At 38.3% G+C, this 14,537-nt stretch carries 13 protein-coding genes; 4 read left to right on the forward strand and 9 right to left on the reverse strand.

From position 1 onward, the window contains the following. Positions 1–49: 49 nt before the first annotated feature. From C9J35_RS04610 to C9J35_RS04635, 6 genes are all read right to left on the reverse strand, one after another. A complete protein-coding gene (locus C9J35_RS04610) occupies positions 50–472 on the reverse strand; it encodes a ComF family protein (protein ID WP_235616195.1) in 423 nt (140 codons plus the stop codon). Between the two features lie 164 nt (positions 473–636). Continuing rightward, positions 637–2,004 carry an ATP-dependent helicase ComFA gene (locus tag C9J35_RS04615; RefSeq protein ID WP_107923594.1) on the reverse strand — a complete coding sequence of 456 codons (1,368 nt, stop codon included), beginning with the start codon at positions 2,002–2,004 and terminating at the stop codon, positions 637–639. Positions 2,005–2,273: 269 nt separating this feature from the next. Then, positions 2,274–3,116 carry a DegV family protein gene (locus C9J35_RS04620; RefSeq protein ID WP_107923595.1) on the reverse strand — a complete coding sequence of 281 codons (843 nt, stop codon included), beginning with the start codon at positions 3,114–3,116 and terminating at the stop codon, positions 2,274–2,276. 231 nt (positions 3,117–3,347) lie between these two features. Further along, on the reverse strand, positions 3,348–3,896 hold the full coding sequence (locus tag C9J35_RS04625) for a DUF3225 domain-containing protein (RefSeq protein ID WP_235616196.1): 549 nt from the start codon (positions 3,894–3,896) through the stop codon (positions 3,348–3,350). Positions 3,897–4,156: 260 nt separating this feature from the next. After that, positions 4,157–4,831: a response regulator transcription factor gene (locus C9J35_RS04630; protein WP_107923596.1), complete on the reverse strand. Its 675-nt coding sequence runs from the start codon at positions 4,829–4,831 to the stop codon at positions 4,157–4,159. A gap of 37 nt (positions 4,832–4,868) precedes the next feature. Then, positions 4,869–6,017, reverse strand: a complete 1,149-nt coding sequence (locus C9J35_RS04635; protein ID WP_107923597.1) for a sensor histidine kinase — start codon at positions 6,015–6,017, stop codon at positions 4,869–4,871. Between the two features lie 159 nt (positions 6,018–6,176). Between C9J35_RS04635 and C9J35_RS04640 the strand changes: the two genes are divergently transcribed. Together C9J35_RS04640 and C9J35_RS04645 are read left to right on the forward strand one after the other, a co-directional pair. After that, positions 6,177–6,812, forward strand: a complete 636-nt coding sequence (locus C9J35_RS04640) for a YigZ family protein (RefSeq protein ID WP_107923598.1) — start codon at positions 6,177–6,179, stop codon at positions 6,810–6,812. A 326-nt stretch (positions 6,813–7,138) separates the two neighbouring features. Further along, complete coding sequence (locus C9J35_RS04645; protein ID WP_054767425.1) at positions 7,139–8,191, forward strand: LCP family protein; 1,053 nt, start codon at positions 7,139–7,141, stop codon at positions 8,189–8,191. A 241-nt stretch (positions 8,192–8,432) separates the two neighbouring features. Here C9J35_RS04645 and C9J35_RS04650 read toward each other — a convergent pair whose 3' ends face one another. The 3 genes from C9J35_RS04650 to C9J35_RS04660 form a co-directional block, all read right to left on the reverse strand. Further along, complete coding sequence (locus C9J35_RS04650) at positions 8,433–9,347, reverse strand: IS3 family transposase (RefSeq protein WP_107923599.1); 915 nt, start codon at positions 9,345–9,347, stop codon at positions 8,433–8,435. Beyond that, positions 9,328–9,621 (reverse strand): transposase, encoded by a 294-nt coding sequence (locus C9J35_RS04655; RefSeq protein WP_107923711.1) that lies wholly within the window; start codon positions 9,619–9,621, stop codon positions 9,328–9,330. Before C9J35_RS04655 ends, C9J35_RS04650 begins: the two co-directional genes overlap by 20 nt. A gap of 290 nt (positions 9,622–9,911) precedes the next feature. Beyond that, the gene (locus C9J35_RS04660) at positions 9,912–10,988 is read right to left on the reverse strand and encodes a glycosyltransferase family 4 protein (protein WP_107923600.1); all 1,077 of its coding nucleotides are present in this window, start codon (positions 10,986–10,988) and stop codon (positions 9,912–9,914) included. Between the two features lie 225 nt (positions 10,989–11,213). Here C9J35_RS04660 and secA2 point away from each other — a divergent pair, with 225 nt between their 5' ends. Together secA2 and C9J35_RS04670 are read left to right on the forward strand one after the other, a co-directional pair. Then, positions 11,214–13,574 (forward strand): accessory Sec system translocase SecA2, encoded by a 2,361-nt coding sequence (gene secA2, locus C9J35_RS04665; RefSeq protein ID WP_107923601.1) that lies wholly within the window; start codon positions 11,214–11,216, stop codon positions 13,572–13,574. A gap of 5 nt (positions 13,575–13,579) precedes the next feature. After that, entirely contained in the window at positions 13,580–14,479 is a 900-nt protein-coding gene (locus tag C9J35_RS04670) for an accessory Sec system S-layer assembly protein (RefSeq protein WP_107923602.1), read from the forward strand. The last annotated feature ends 58 nt before the right edge of the window (positions 14,480–14,537 follow it).

Raw genomic sequence — 14,537 nt, forward strand, 5'->3', positions numbered from 1 at the left:
TTATACTATACAATTTGCTCTATCTATTATACATGATGCTTTTTCATTTTCATCCATTAATTAACGTGAAACTACGAACATTTTTGGCACCAGCTTGTAGTAGAATTTCTGTGGCATGTCGTAATGTAGTTCCTGTAGTTTGTATATCGTCAAAAAGGACATATTCTTTATACGCTACAGTTACGCTAGGTAATAACTGAAAAAGTGACGCCGTTTGTAATCGTTCCTCTCTATTTTTCGAGCTTTGTGTTTCGGCCGTTGTTTTTTCTAATAGTTGAATATAGGGAATCTTTGCGGCTTTTAGTAGTTCCTCCATATGGGAAAAGGTACGCTCTTTTTGTTTTAAGGGATGCATCGGTATTGGGATAATAGGCGATTTTTCATGTTTGAATTGATCCTGTAGCTCCTGACGAAATACTTTGGCCAGCGCCACGTCTTGAAGGAATTTATATTGATGCAAATAGTCTTTCATGGCGTCATTATATTGGTACAATGCTGTAGGGGACGGGGCATGTTCGAATCGAGATGCACATTTCTTGCATATGCATGGGGGGAATTGTTTGGTTAAAAGTGTTTTCCATGAAGGTTCTGATTGCAGAAGCTGAGCACATAGTAAGCAATGTGTTTCCTTTTTATTCATAGTGAGAATCCTATCTTATTGTTGTATTGTATCTTAGCTCGTGCCTCATCCATTTCCACTGTAATGCCGTGATGAAAAAATACAACATCGCCGTCTGCAAAAGCTATATTTCGCCCAACACGACCTGCTATTTGAATCAGTGCGCTTGACGTATAAATAGAAGATTCTGCCCCGACAACAGCAACCTGAACATTTTTTATGGTAATACCTCTTTCTAAAATGGTCGTCGTTAATAATCCAGGAATTTCTTCATTGCGTAGCTTGAGTACCTTTTCTTTTCGTTCAGGATCCTCAGCATGTACCGCTAATATATCCGAATGTAATGCTTGAAAAATTGATACAGCTATATCTACTAACTCCACTTTTGGTAAAAAAATTAGGAATGGCTCTTTTTGCGTAAGACGATCCTCTGTCCACTTTTTCAGCTTCAACGGAATTACTCCTTTTTTCAGCTTTTTTTCATAACCCCATAACGAACTATAGCGCGGTACAGGTAATGGATGATTATGATAGCGCTTCGGAATAAAAGAATAGCTACTGTTTTGGTACTGATTCAGTAACTTTTGCGATGGGGTTGCTGTGACAAAAAGTATCGGCGCCTCGGCTGTTTTAGCTTTGTGCACAGCTCTTTTTAATGTTTCATCAAATATATAGGGAAATGCATCAGCTTCATCGACAATCATGACATCAAAAGCCTGCTCAAAACGGTATAGCTGATGGGTAGTTGCCATGATAAGCTGGGCGTAACCTTGTTGCTGAGGAGCGCCCCCATATAATGCATGGATAGTCGTTCGTGGGAAAACTTTGTGAAAGCGAGGAAATAATTCTAACACCACATCTGTTCGCGGCGTCGCAATACATACCCGTAAGCCTTCTTGCAATGCAAAATGGACAACTGGAAAAAGTAACTCCGTTTTACCAGCTCCACACACGGCATGTACTAAATGCGATCGTTTGACTTTTACACTTTCTAGCATTTCATCTGTAGCCTGCTGTTGAAGTTCGGTAAATTGTCCTGTCCATGCTAATAAATGCCTTGTTGGCCTTATTGCGCGTGGACCCCTCCAAACTACTAATTGTGTACAACTACTAACTCTGCCCATAGCAAGGCAATGTCTACAATAAACACATAGCTGCCGACATTTTGAACAGTCGAACGTTGTAAATTGCTGGGGATTGTCATTATGACATCGATTGCATTTTAAATGAGGTGTTTGTTGAATACCTTCTATTATATTAAAGTAGTTTCGTTCGATTGCCTGGTTTAGATCTTGTTCTGCAATTGGTGAATGCTCTCTTAGCCAAATGCGTCCCTCATGAAAATCTCGTAATGCAGGTGGTAATAACCATCCTTTGTATTTCATATTATTTAGCTCCTTTCACCTTGTAATTATCTTTCTATCAGTATTTCAGTTGTTATCGTTGATTGTCGATTTTATCAGCGGTTCCTACATTGTTACCGGCGATGTTCGCTATTATAGTGACGATTCTTGTTATATTATCAGCAATTTTCACCTTTCCACTGGCGATTCTCTCTGCTACCAGCGGTGGTCGTCATCCTATCAGCATTGTCTGCGATCCAAACAAAAAACAGTCCCTACAATAATCTGTAGAGACTGTTTACATATAAACGTTATTTTTTGGTCCAGCCGAGCCCCATTGCACCTTCACCTAAGTGAGTGCCGATAACTGGGCCGAAATAGCTTAATTTAAAGTTTACGTTCGGGTAGCTTGCAGCAAGCTGGGCCATCCATTCTTCGGCTTCTGTTTGACAATTGCCGTGAATGACTGCAGCATCCATTGCCTCGTACTTGCTAGCATCTTGAGCTAGCAATTCTTCGGCACGCTTTAGGGCCTTTTTGCGTGTGCGAATTTTTTCAAATGGTACAATTACCTTGTCCACAAAATGTAGAACTGGTTTCACTTGTAATAAGCCACCAATTAAGGCTGCTGCTGCAGACAGACGCCCTCCACGTTGTAAGTGCGCTAAGTCATCTACAATGAAGTAAGCACGAATATACTGCTGCATGTCCGCTAATGCCGCAAGTATGTCCTTTGCTGAAAAGCCCTCTGCAGCCATTTCTGCTGCGCGTAATACATAAAACCCTTGGACAGCGCAAGAAATCTCGCTATCAAATGAGTACACATCAATGTTATCCACCATTTCGCCTGCTTGGACTGCGCCTTGATATGTACCACTTATGCCACTCGATAAGTGTATGGATACTACCTCGTCATAATCTTTTGCCAGTTGTTCAAAGAGTGACGCAAACTCTCCTACCGGCGGCTGCGTTGTTTTTGGGAATTCCTTTGCACCACGTACTTTATCATAAAATTCAGATGCAGTAATATCAATTTCTTCTGCAAATAATTCACCTGCGATATTTACACTTAACGGAATCATACGAATGTTTAAGCGTGCACGTTCCTCAGGCGTAATATATGCAGTACTGTCTGTAACGATTGCCGTCCTCATCGATGTCCACTCTCCTATGTTCCATAGTTTACAGTAAAAAGAAATGAATGTGAAATCAATTTTACCTCTAATCTTGTTCAGACTTTGATTTGGCTTGTACACTTCACACCACTCAAAATTTGTGACATTTACTAGAGGTTTAACTTTATTCAACAAGAAACTTTGTCGAATAAAACCGAAATTTCACATTCATTACCTATGTATGCTAAAGGGAATTAAATTCCCCTTGTTCTATTTACCCGTGCTTGATTTTGTGTCGTCTCCAATATAAAAGACGCTTGTTACCTTCCAATCTTCATCCTCTTTGACGAAAACTGTTACCTGACGCCCAGCGCTTTCATGTTCAACTTTCGTCTCAAGCTGTAGAGAGTGCATTGTCATGTTAGCGAAAACTTGCGCTTCTTTTTCATCATATTTCGCGATCGTTACATTTGCCACGTCACGCTTAATATCAAATTGGTTGAAAACGTCAGTTGCATACGTTTTCTCTTCATCATAATTAAAACCTTTTGGGTCTTTCGATATTGTTTGCATATAACGATTTATTTCTTCCGCATTTAGAGCTGCAATATATTCATCAAATGCCGCTATAATTGCTCTTTCGTCTTCTGCTGGCACGTTTTCAGCCTTTTCTATGTCTTCTCCCATCATTTCAAAGCCTACTGTACCGTCCTCAATGACTTGGTCGCGCTCTTCCACACTTAAATCGTCATCTTTATTACCACAGGCAGTCAACACGAATAAGGTTAAAACTGCTAGAAAACTTTTCTTTAACATCATAAAACCTCCCGCGCAATATTGTAGCATATAAATGCTTTCGTAGGAATTTTGTTGCGCATTTTCAACTTTTAGTTGTTACATCTTTCTTATGACGCTATAAGCTCTAAAATGTTGCACAATCAATTATGCCTCTAGCAAAAATTGCGTTCGGAGGCTTTATGCCTTCAGACATATTTGCTGAATGTAAAAAAACTGCTTTAAAAACTACTTCATCTTTAAAGTAGCTTTTAAAAACAGCTTTTATTGTTATTGCTATACAATTATCGAACTTCAACCCAGCCGTTTTTGATAGCTGTTACAACAGCTTGTGTACGGTCATTTACGTTCATTTTTTGTAAAATGCTTGAAACGTGGTTTTTAACAGTTTTTTCCGAAATAAACAACGTCTCACCAATTGTACGGTTTGATTGTCCATCAGTCAGTAGTTGCAATACTTCACATTCACGTTTTGTTAATAGATGGAATGGACGGCGAATTTCTGTTTGATGGAAGTTACCCTTGTTTTCATGCTCAGAAAGACGACGGAATTCTGCTACTAAATTTTTTGTTACTTTTGGATGGAGGTAAGAACCGCCGTTCGCCACTACTTTAATTGCTTCGACAATTTCATCAGCATCCATTTCTTTTAACATATAACCAAGCGCACCTGATTTCAATGCATGTGTAACGTAAGTTTCATCATCATGGATGGATAACATAATTACTTTTGCATCTGGAAATTCTGAAATTAAGTCTGCCGTTGCTTCTACACCATTTCTACCTGGCATATTAATATCCATTAATACCACATCTGGTTGATTTTCTGCATATAAATTTACAACATCTGTGCCATCGTCACCTTCAGCAACTACATCAAACGTATCTTCAAAATCTAAAATACGTTTTACCCCTTCACGGAATAGCTGGTGATCGTCTACAATAATAATCTTCGTCATAAGTCTTTTACCCCCTAAATTTCTGCAACAAATTGCTTCACTCTACTTCTAACGGAATTTTAAATAGGACCGTTGTGCCTCGATTTATCTCACTATCAATTGAGATTGTACCATCTAATATTTCAATTCGTTCACGCATGCCTAATATACCAAATGAATGGTCTTTGACGCCGCGTGGATCAAATCCTACGCCATCATCTTTGACGACGATATTTACCGCATTGCTCAACCATTCTAGCTTAACCCATATATCCTTACATTTCCCGTGCTTCATGGCGTTGGTTACACATTCTTGCACTAATCGGAAAATGGATACTTCATAGTTTGAAGGAATACGTTGTTCAGTGCTTCTTGATTGGAAATGAATTTCGACACCTGGATTATATTCAGTCACTGTCGACAAATATTTCTTTAATGTCGGAATAATCCCCAAATCATCGAGCGCCATTGGTCGTAAATCGTAAATAATACGACGCACTTCAGATAATGCATTACGCACCGTTTTCTTTAAATCAGCTATTTCTGCCAAAGCATTTTCAATGCCCTTTTCACGATACGTTCTCTCAATTAAATCTGTGCGCATTAATACATTTGCCAACATTTGAGCAGGGCCATCATGAATTTCCCTTGATAACCGTTTACGCTCCTCTTCTTGTGCAGCGATTATACGGATTCCAAAATCTTGCTTCATTTTTGCTTGTTCAAGCGCTAATCCAACATTTTTTAAATCAGATGTTAAATAATTTAAAACGACATTCACTTGATTGACAATATGATCAGCACGTTCAATCGTATCGAGTAATCCTCTTAATCTTCTCTCTAAGTCATCTCTTTTGTCGCGTAGTTGCTTTTCTTGTGTTTTAATGACTGATAGCTTCACTTGAAAATCATGTGCCGTTTCGTATGCATCTCTAACTTGTTCTTCGGTATAATTATCAAATGCTTTACTCACTAACACAAGTCTTTGCTTTGCAAGCTGCGTACTTTTTTCTAAAGCATCGCCTTCATCGATGACAACTGATATTTGTTTTCGTACAATTTCTAGCTCTTTTTGCATATCTTCGAAGCTTAAACGACTTTGTTCGCTTATAATGAAAATATCATCTTTGGAGCTCATTATTGTATCCAACATTCGATTAAATACGTCATCAAGCGACTCTAAATCGAAGGTATCATTTGAAAACATTGTGTACTCTCCAGTCTAATGTCCTTATGATTACATACTATTTTGAAAGACCAATTTTCATAAGTCTACACCTATTATAGCATCACAATCATAAAATTTAATGCTTTTTCTTAATGAAAATTATAGAATATAACCCTATTTGGAAGGAGAATGACACATATGAGAGAAAACTATTTAACTGTTAAAGGATATGGAGAAAGCGAAATTATTATTTCTAAATCACGCTTCCTCACTTATATAGAACGTGCAGAGACAGAAGAGGATGCAATTACTTTTATTGAACGTATAAAAAAACTACATCATAATGCCACACATAATTGCTCAGCCTATATAATCGGGGAGCATGATCATATTCAAAAGGCGAATGATGACGGGGAACCTAGTGGCACAGCTGGCGTCCCAATGTTAGAAGTATTAAAAAAGCAAGGCTTGAAAGATACGGTCGTTGTCGTTACACGCTACTTCGGTGGCATAAAGCTAGGCGGCGGCGGTCTTATTCGTGCCTATGGAAAAGCTACAACTGAAGGCTTACTAGCTGCACAAGTTGTCGAACGCAAGTTACATCATATTATGAAAATTGCCATCGACTACACATGGCTAGGAAAAGTAGAAAACGAGATTCGCAGTTCTTCCTATACATTAGAAGAAATTCGTTACCAAGAAGGTGTCGACATCATCGTTTCTGTGCTAAAAGAGCAAGAAGATTCGTTCCGAAAGTGGGTAACAGAAATTACTAACGGTCAAGCAAATATTACATTCGAGAATGCACAATTTATCGAATCTGTTGTGAAATAAAATAGTTTTAATTGTCGAACACTGAATATCCATAGTATAATTTTAATATTGAGCTATTTTATAGTCATAAGATAAGCGTAATTTCGAACTAGTTTTATGTAACGTGATATAACCCAGTTAGTAATTATCACATAGACGCAAACTTGCGATTAGTTTTAGCTCTTATTAATTTGCCATGTCGCTTGTACTAACAATAAACTTATGTGGCATCCACTAAAGGCTTAGCTGAATAAATTTTTTCGCGTTGTCCCCAATGTATTACAGTAGAACTCAAGTTATATTAAACGCTTCATTATTCCCAAAATTTAGAGGAGAATATATAAATTATGAAAAGAAACAATTATAAAAAGAAAAAGAGGTCGTCTAAAGCTTCCTTAATGATCAAAGTGGCTTTACTGCTCGTTGCTAGTTTACTAATTTGTGTCACTGCTTACGGTGTCTATATCACGAAGCAAGCTGAACATGCGGCAGACTCAGCGCATGAGGTATTAGAAGGCCGTGAAGTTTCTACACTACGTGAAGAAAAAGTAAAACCGGTGCATGATAATGTTTCCATTTTATTTGTTGGTGTTGATGATAGTGAAAATCGTGGCCAAGGTTCCGAAAACTCGCGTTCAGATGCGCTCATTTTAGCAACTTTAAACAATAAAACAAAGACCATTAAAATGCTAAGTATCCCACGTGATTCTTATGTTAATATTCCTTCAGTAGGCTATAAAGATAAAATTACACATGCACATGCATTAGGTGGTACATTATCAACAATCGAAACGGTCGAAGGTCTATTCGATATACCAATCGACTACTATGTACGTATGAATTTCAATGCCTTTATTGATGTCGTTGATGCATTAGGTGGCGTCGAAGTTGAGGTGCCATATGCTTTACATGAGAAGGATGAATTCGATCGCAATACAATCAACCTTCAGCCTGGCTTACAACATTTGAACGGTAGTGAAGCACTAGCACTTGCTCGTACACGTAAGCAAGACAATGATATCGAACGTGGTAAACGTCAACAAGAAATTTTATCGGCGATTATTAAACAAGTGGCGTCAGTGGGTGCCATTTCTAAATATGATGATGTTATTAAAGCAATCGGTGATAATATGAAGACTGATATGACATTTAGTGAAATGAAATCGTTCTTATCGTATTTAACACAAGGTATGCCGCGCATAGACTCGTTAACGCTAGATGGTGCGGATGATATGTCTACAGGCGTCTACTACTATCAATTAAATCAAGAATCAGTAGATGAAGTAACAAATACACTGAAAAACCATCTCAACTTAAATAGTTCTTCATCCAGCCTAACAAGCGGTAATACTGGTAAAGATAGCGCAGCTGCCGAAGACAACCCTTCAACAGTACAATAAACATCCAAAGCCTTTCCAACATCAATCTCGATGGCGGAAAGGCTTTTTAATGTTTTGATTGCTGTCATTCTTTTTTCTGCGGTCTACTACTTGAAGTGTTTGCCCTGGCTCATTGAGCGATATTGGTCTTACGTCAATAAAATGGACACAAAAAATCGAGCGTATCCTTCCTACCGCCCCTTGGTTGGTCTGCTCTTTCTATCGACACCCTCCAAATTGGAGCCCGGAGATAGAAAGACCTTTAAGCGGATAATGAGCGTACAGATTTATCTTTTTTGGCATTTATACGTTCATACTGATTGGGTGATACATAATCTAGTGTGGAATGACGTCTCTTTTCATTATAAAAATGGACAATATAGTCCTGAATGGCTTTTTTGGCGTCCCGTTTTGTTTGGAAGCGTTGGCGATAAACGCACTCTTTTTTCATGCTTGAGTGGAAGGATTCTATACATGCATTATCATACGGATCTCCTTTTTTACTCATACTTATCTTCATGTTGTGTTCCTTTAATCGATTGATATATCTAGTTGAACAATATTGCACACCTCGATCTGAATGATGCACACAACCTGCTGGTGGTTTTCTTGTCGTTAAGGCATTCTCCAGTGCTTCTAACACCAGCTCCTCCTTCATATGATCCGCAATCGACCAACCAATTATTTTTCTGGAATAAAGATCCATAATACTCGCTAAATAAAGCCAGCCCTCCATTGTACGAATATAGGTAATATCCGCCACCCACACTTGGTTGGGCGCTTCTATATTGAATTGACGCCTTACTAAGTTTGGATAAACGAAATGGCTATGATTAGAATCTGTTGTTTGTTGATACTGTTTTGGCATTACAGCGTATAAACCCAGTTCACGCATAGTATTCGCTACTTTCTTTTGAGATAATTCGTACCCTGCATTCTGTAAATCCTTATGGATACGTGGACTACCATAAGTCCTATAACTTTCATGGAAAGATTGATACACTTTTTGAGCTATTTGTATTTCTTGTTCTTCTCTTTCTGTCAGAGGAGCTACTTGTTTCTGAAGCCAGTTATAATAGCCACTTTTGGAGACACATAGAACTTCACACATCTTTACAATTGTAAATTCATCTATATGTGCTTGAATAACGCATAGATTACGGCCGGTTTTTCGCAAAGATGTGCATCGCCTTTTTTAAGATGGCATTTTCCTCCTCGAGGGCACGCAATCTCTTGTCATAATCGTTTTGCATTCGCTTGAACTCTGTCGGTGTGACATATTGGATCCCTTGTGTTTCGGCTGCTTTTTGCTCCCGATACTCTTTTACCCAACGACGGATAGTTGATTCTCCAATACCTAATTCAAAAGCTAATTGAGTCGCTTTACGACCTTCTTCTACTACTAGCTTGACAACATACGCTCTATACTCTGGTGTCGGTCTTTTATTCATAGTGGACACGTCCTCTAATGTAATTATGACTATCATACATACGCTCATTTTAACGTGTCCATTATTTATACTAACCCCAGTTCTCTTGATTACCTGAGCGGTCGTTCCTTGCCGCTGAGCGGTTCTCTTGGTTACCTGAGCGCTTGCTCCCTTCACCTGAGCTGTTTGCTTGTCCATCTGATTTAGCTCCTTTTCCTGAGATCCATTCTGAGTCCCTAAAACGTCTAACTGGCTACCCGAACCACAAAAAAAGCAATCCTACACTATGTGCAAGATTGCTTTCTGCGTTTTTATTTATTAAATATCCGCACAAAATTTAAGAGCGGTTTATAGTTTTTACCTGCAAGTCCGATGACTTCAACAAAAATTTCAATGGCCGTTAAAATAACTGCGATGAGTAAAATAGCACCCCATAATTTTGCCATCGAGAAGATGATAGCAGCTAACCCAAACATCATGGCAATGCCATAAATAATGAGTACTGTTTGACGATGCGTAAAACCCATGTCCAATAATCGATGATGTAGATGGGATTTATCTGGATCTGACCATTTTTTCTTCATACGCACACGACGAACAATGGCAAAGAATGTATCAGAAATTGGAACACCTAGCATAATAACTGGGATAATTAACGAAATAAATGTGACGTTTTTAAAACCTAGTAATGCTAATACCGATATCATAAAACCAAGGAATAATGCGCCAGTATCGCCCATAAAAATTTTCGCCGGATGGAAATTATAAAATAGGAAGCCAATTGTTGCTGCAGCTAAAATGGCTGCAATCGCTAATACAAACATATTGTTCATAATAATGGCCATACCAGCTAATGTAATAAGGGCAATCGATGAAACACCTGCAGCTAGACCATCTAGACCATCAATTAAATTAATGGCGTTGGTGATACCAACAATCCACAGGATCGTTAAAGGAATACTTAAGAAGCCAAAATCCAATTCGCCAATAAATGGTAGGTTAATATAGTCAATTTGAATACCGCCAACAAAGATAACAATCAGTGCAGCAATCAGTTGGCCAAGCATTTTCGCTTTTGCTGATATTTCACGCATATCATCAACAACACCTGTAGCTACGATAATGGCAGCTCCGATAATAATTGCAATTAAACCATATTCACTAATCTTCAACCTAGGTAGTGCGTTTATTAAAAACGGATATAGCATAGCCACTCCAATTAAAAACGCAAGGAAAATTGCCAATCCGCCAAGTCTCGGCATAATTTTTGCATGTACTTTTCGATAGTTCGGCGCGTCAACAGCACCTATTCTGAACGCTAAACGTTTAACTAGTGGAGTTAACAAAATGGAAGCAACAAACGTTGCTATTAAAGACACGTAAAGCATGTCTCTCCTCCTCAAAAAAAATAATCTACATTTTCAACCATTTTGATTATAGCACGAACAAGCAGTGAAATATACTTTTTCTATTTATTTTCCACCATTTCACAAATGACATATTTCCCTATTATTATGTCCGTATGCTTTATGTCAAATGTAGTCACCATTCGTAAAATTTGATAGAATAATGAAGTGTCTAGCATTTAGACAACTTTAAAGGAGCGTAAATTCATGTTCTCAATTTTTAAACGTACTAACGAGCAAACAAGTGCTCGTCAATTAAAACGCTATTATAAAATAGTAGCGCAGATTAATAATCTTGAAGAAAATTATGTCAACAAGTCAGATGATGAATTAAAAGAAATGACTTTTATTTTCAAGGATCGTTTAGAACAAGGTGAACCAATTACATCAATCATCCCAGACGCATTTGCTGTCGTACGCGAAGCCTCAAAACGTGTATTAGGTATGCGTCATTTTGATGTACAACTTATTGGTGGTCTTGTACTAACTGAAGGAAATATTGCCGAAATGCCTACAGGTGAAGGGAAAACGCTTGTCGCTTCACTTCCATCGTATGTACGTGCATTAGAAGGCAAAGGTGTTCACGTTATTACAGTAAATGATTATCTTGCCAAGCGTGACTTTGAGCTTGTTGGACAAATACATCGTTTCCTTGGCCTAACGGTTGGCCTAAACGTGCCAATGATGGAGCCGGAAGCAAAAAAACAAGCCTACAACGCAGATATTACATACGGTGTCGGTACAGAATTTGGTTTCGACTACTTGCGTGATAACATGGCACATAGCCTGGCTGATAAAGTTCAACGTGCCTACCACTTCGCAATTATTGATGAAGTGGATAGCGTACTAATCGATGAAGCAAAAACACCACTAATTATTGCTGGTAAAATGCCTGCGAACGATGAACTACACCGCATTGCATCCATGCTAGCTAAACGCTTCAAAGAAGAAGAAGACTATGATTTTGACGATGAAACAAAAGCTACATCTTTAACAGATAAAGGTATTGAAAAGGTAGAAGCTGCCTTCAATGTTGATAATCTATATGACCTTGAACACCAAACACTTTATCACTATGTTATCCAAGCTGTTCGTGCTCACGTTATGTTCAAGCGCGACGTTGACTACATCGTTAAAGATGACAAAATTGAACTTGTCGATATGTTCACAGGTCGTATTTTAGAAGGTCGTTCACTTTCGGATGGCTTGCACCAAGCGATTGAGGCTAAAGAAGGTGTAACCATTACTGAAGAAAACAAAGCACAAGCACAAATTACGATTCAAAACTATTTCCGCATGTATCCGAAGCTTTCTGGGATGACGGGTACGGCGAAAACACAGGAAAAGGAAATTCGAGAAGTGTACGGTATGGAAGTTATTCAAATTCCAACAAACCGTCCACGTCAACGTGTCGATCAACCTGACATGATTTTCAAAACACAAGAGGCTAAATATAAACACGTTGCCGCAGAGGCTAAACGTCGACATGAAAAAGGCCAGCCTATTTTAATTGGGACGACTTCTATTCTACAATCTGAAACTGTGGCAGATTATTTAAAAAAAGAAGGATTAAAGTTCCAGTTATTAAATGCAAAAACAGTTGAACAAGAAGTAGAACTTATCTCTGGAGCAGGTCAAAAAGGACGTATTACAGTAGCAACAAATATGGCTGGACGTGGTACAGATATCGTGCTAGGTGAAGATGTGCATGCACTTGGTGGTCTATATGTCATCGGTACTGAAAAACATGAAAGCCGCCGAGTGGACAATCAGCTTCGCGGTCGTTCAGGTCGTCAAGGCGATATCGGTGAAAGCTGCTTTATTCTCTCTATTGAAGATGATATGTTCCGTCGCTACGCAAAAGAAGACGTTGAAAAGTTCTCTGCAAAAATGATTACCGATGAAAATGATGTCATCCAAAACAAAGATGTACAAGAGCTTATTGATCGCACACAACGCATCGTTGAAGGCTCACAATACGGCATGCGAGAATACAATTTAAAATTAGATGATGTCATCAATGATCAACGTACAGTAATTTATGGGCTACGTGACAAAATTTTAGCTGGTGAAGATTTATTAGAACAATTGAAGCAAATGTTTTACGAAACTGTTGATTTTGCGGTACGAGATGCAGCGCCAGATGAATTGCCTTCTGTAGAATGGGATTATGATGGGATGGAGCGATCTTTAAATAGTCTTTTCCTATCTCCCGTCACAATTGATAGAGAAGTAGGAAAAGTAATTCCTATACTAGATTCACTACAAGAGCCAGTTGATGAGCTAACCGCAAAAATGGAAAAATTCGCTAAAAATGACCGTGTTATGGCAGTTATTCCCCAAGTAATGCTTAGCTATTTGGATAGTGGCTGGGTGAAACATTTAGAAGCAATGGCTCATTTAAAAGAAGGTATCGGCTTACGCCATTACCAACAAGAGGATCCAATGCGTATTTATCAACGGGAAGGTCTAGAATTATTCGCTAAAAATTTCCAAGAACTACGTCGTTCTATAATTATCGAAATCACAGGCTTCATGAAAATGATTGAAGCTGAACAGGAGGACTAACATTAATGGGCTTATTTTCATTCTTTAAAAAATCCGACAAAGTTGTTCAAGAGAACACAATCGACTCTAACGAATTATTAGGAACTGATTCTACTAATAACGGGGATAACCGTGATGTCGTAACAAAATTATCATTCCATCCTGAATGGGATGTTCCACAAGAGCAAAAATACATTTTCAATTTCCTTGCTAATGAACTAGAACCATTAAAACCGAATCAATTATCGCTTTCTTCTATTAGTATTGATGAAGACCTAAGTTCTGGAAATTGGCTCGTTCGTGCTTTTTTCCGCTCATCTTTACCCGAAGCAATTGAGCTTGGAGAAATTGAATTATTCATTATGGATAAAAATGATGAGCTTGTCGCATCCAAGAAATTTGATTTTAAAGCACTTGGGACAATTCCAGCTGAAAGTACTCGCCCTTGGGTATTTGAATTTGAAAAATCAACAATAAAAGTTGATGAAGTTCCTGAAGAAGGTTGGAAAATCGCATTTAACCTTGTATCTTTACGTGACCACCAATTAGAATTAGATCCAACTTGGGAAGAGCAATTACCTGCTGAACAGAAAGAGGAGCTTGCGAAAATCGTAAAAACTCTACCAAAACTAGGTGAAACAGAAGTTAATTTCACAGGCCTACAAGCCAAATTCGCGAATAACGGAAGTTTAAATGTTTCTATTTTTATTCGTAATGGACATAGTAAAGCTATCAACCTAGAACAGCTACCTATAGAAATTATTGATGCTAGAGGCATACAAATAGCTAAAGGCTCATTTAAAATGGAACCTGTTTTAACAGTGCAACCAAACTCTACGAAACCTTGGACGTTTATTTTCCCATCGCAATTAGTGAATCCCAAAGGGGCTGACCTTTCTCGCTGGACAGCTCGTGTAACACAATAAATTAAAACTCCCCCTCTCTTCTTCCTTAAGGGGGAGTTTTTTTATATCTATTAAAAAT

This window comes from Lysinibacillus parviboronicapiens, assembly GCF_003049575.1.
In the GTDB taxonomy this organism is placed as follows: domain Bacteria; phylum Bacillota; class Bacilli; order Bacillales_A; family Planococcaceae; genus Lysinibacillus; species Lysinibacillus parviboronicapiens.

Excerpts from the sequence above, each read along its gene's own strand:
- C9J35_RS04610 (WP_235616195.1), bottom strand. The coding sequence starts at position 472 with ATGAAAGACTATTTGCATCAATATAAATTCCTTCAAGACGTGGCGCTG.
- C9J35_RS04615 (WP_107923594.1), bottom strand. The coding sequence starts at position 2,004 with ATGAAATACAAAGGATGGTTATTACCACCTGCATTACGAGATTTTCAT.
- C9J35_RS04620 (WP_107923595.1), bottom strand. The coding sequence starts at position 3,116 with ATGAGGACGGCAATCGTTACAGACAGTACTGCATATATTACGCCTGAG.
- C9J35_RS04625 (WP_235616196.1), bottom strand. The coding sequence starts at position 3,896 with ATGATGTTAAAGAAAAGTTTTCTAGCAGTTTTAACCTTATTCGTGTTG.
- C9J35_RS04630 (WP_107923596.1), bottom strand. The coding sequence starts at position 4,831 with ATGACGAAGATTATTATTGTAGACGATCACCAGCTATTCCGTGAAGGG.
- C9J35_RS04635 (WP_107923597.1), bottom strand. The coding sequence starts at position 6,017 with ATGTTTTCAAATGATACCTTCGATTTAGAGTCGCTTGATGACGTATTT.
- C9J35_RS04640 (WP_107923598.1), top strand. The coding sequence starts at position 6,177 with ATGAGAGAAAACTATTTAACTGTTAAAGGATATGGAGAAAGCGAAATT.
- C9J35_RS04645 (WP_054767425.1), top strand. The coding sequence starts at position 7,139 with ATGAAAAGAAACAATTATAAAAAGAAAAAGAGGTCGTCTAAAGCTTCC.
- C9J35_RS04655 (WP_107923711.1), bottom strand. The coding sequence starts at position 9,621 with ATGAATAAAAGACCGACACCAGAGTATAGAGCGTATGTTGTCAAGCTA.
- C9J35_RS04660 (WP_107923600.1), bottom strand. The coding sequence starts at position 10,988 with ATGCTTTACGTGTCTTTAATAGCAACGTTTGTTGCTTCCATTTTGTTA.
- secA2 (WP_107923601.1), top strand. The coding sequence starts at position 11,214 with ATGTTCTCAATTTTTAAACGTACTAACGAGCAAACAAGTGCTCGTCAA.
- C9J35_RS04670 (WP_107923602.1), top strand. The coding sequence starts at position 13,580 with ATGGGCTTATTTTCATTCTTTAAAAAATCCGACAAAGTTGTTCAAGAG.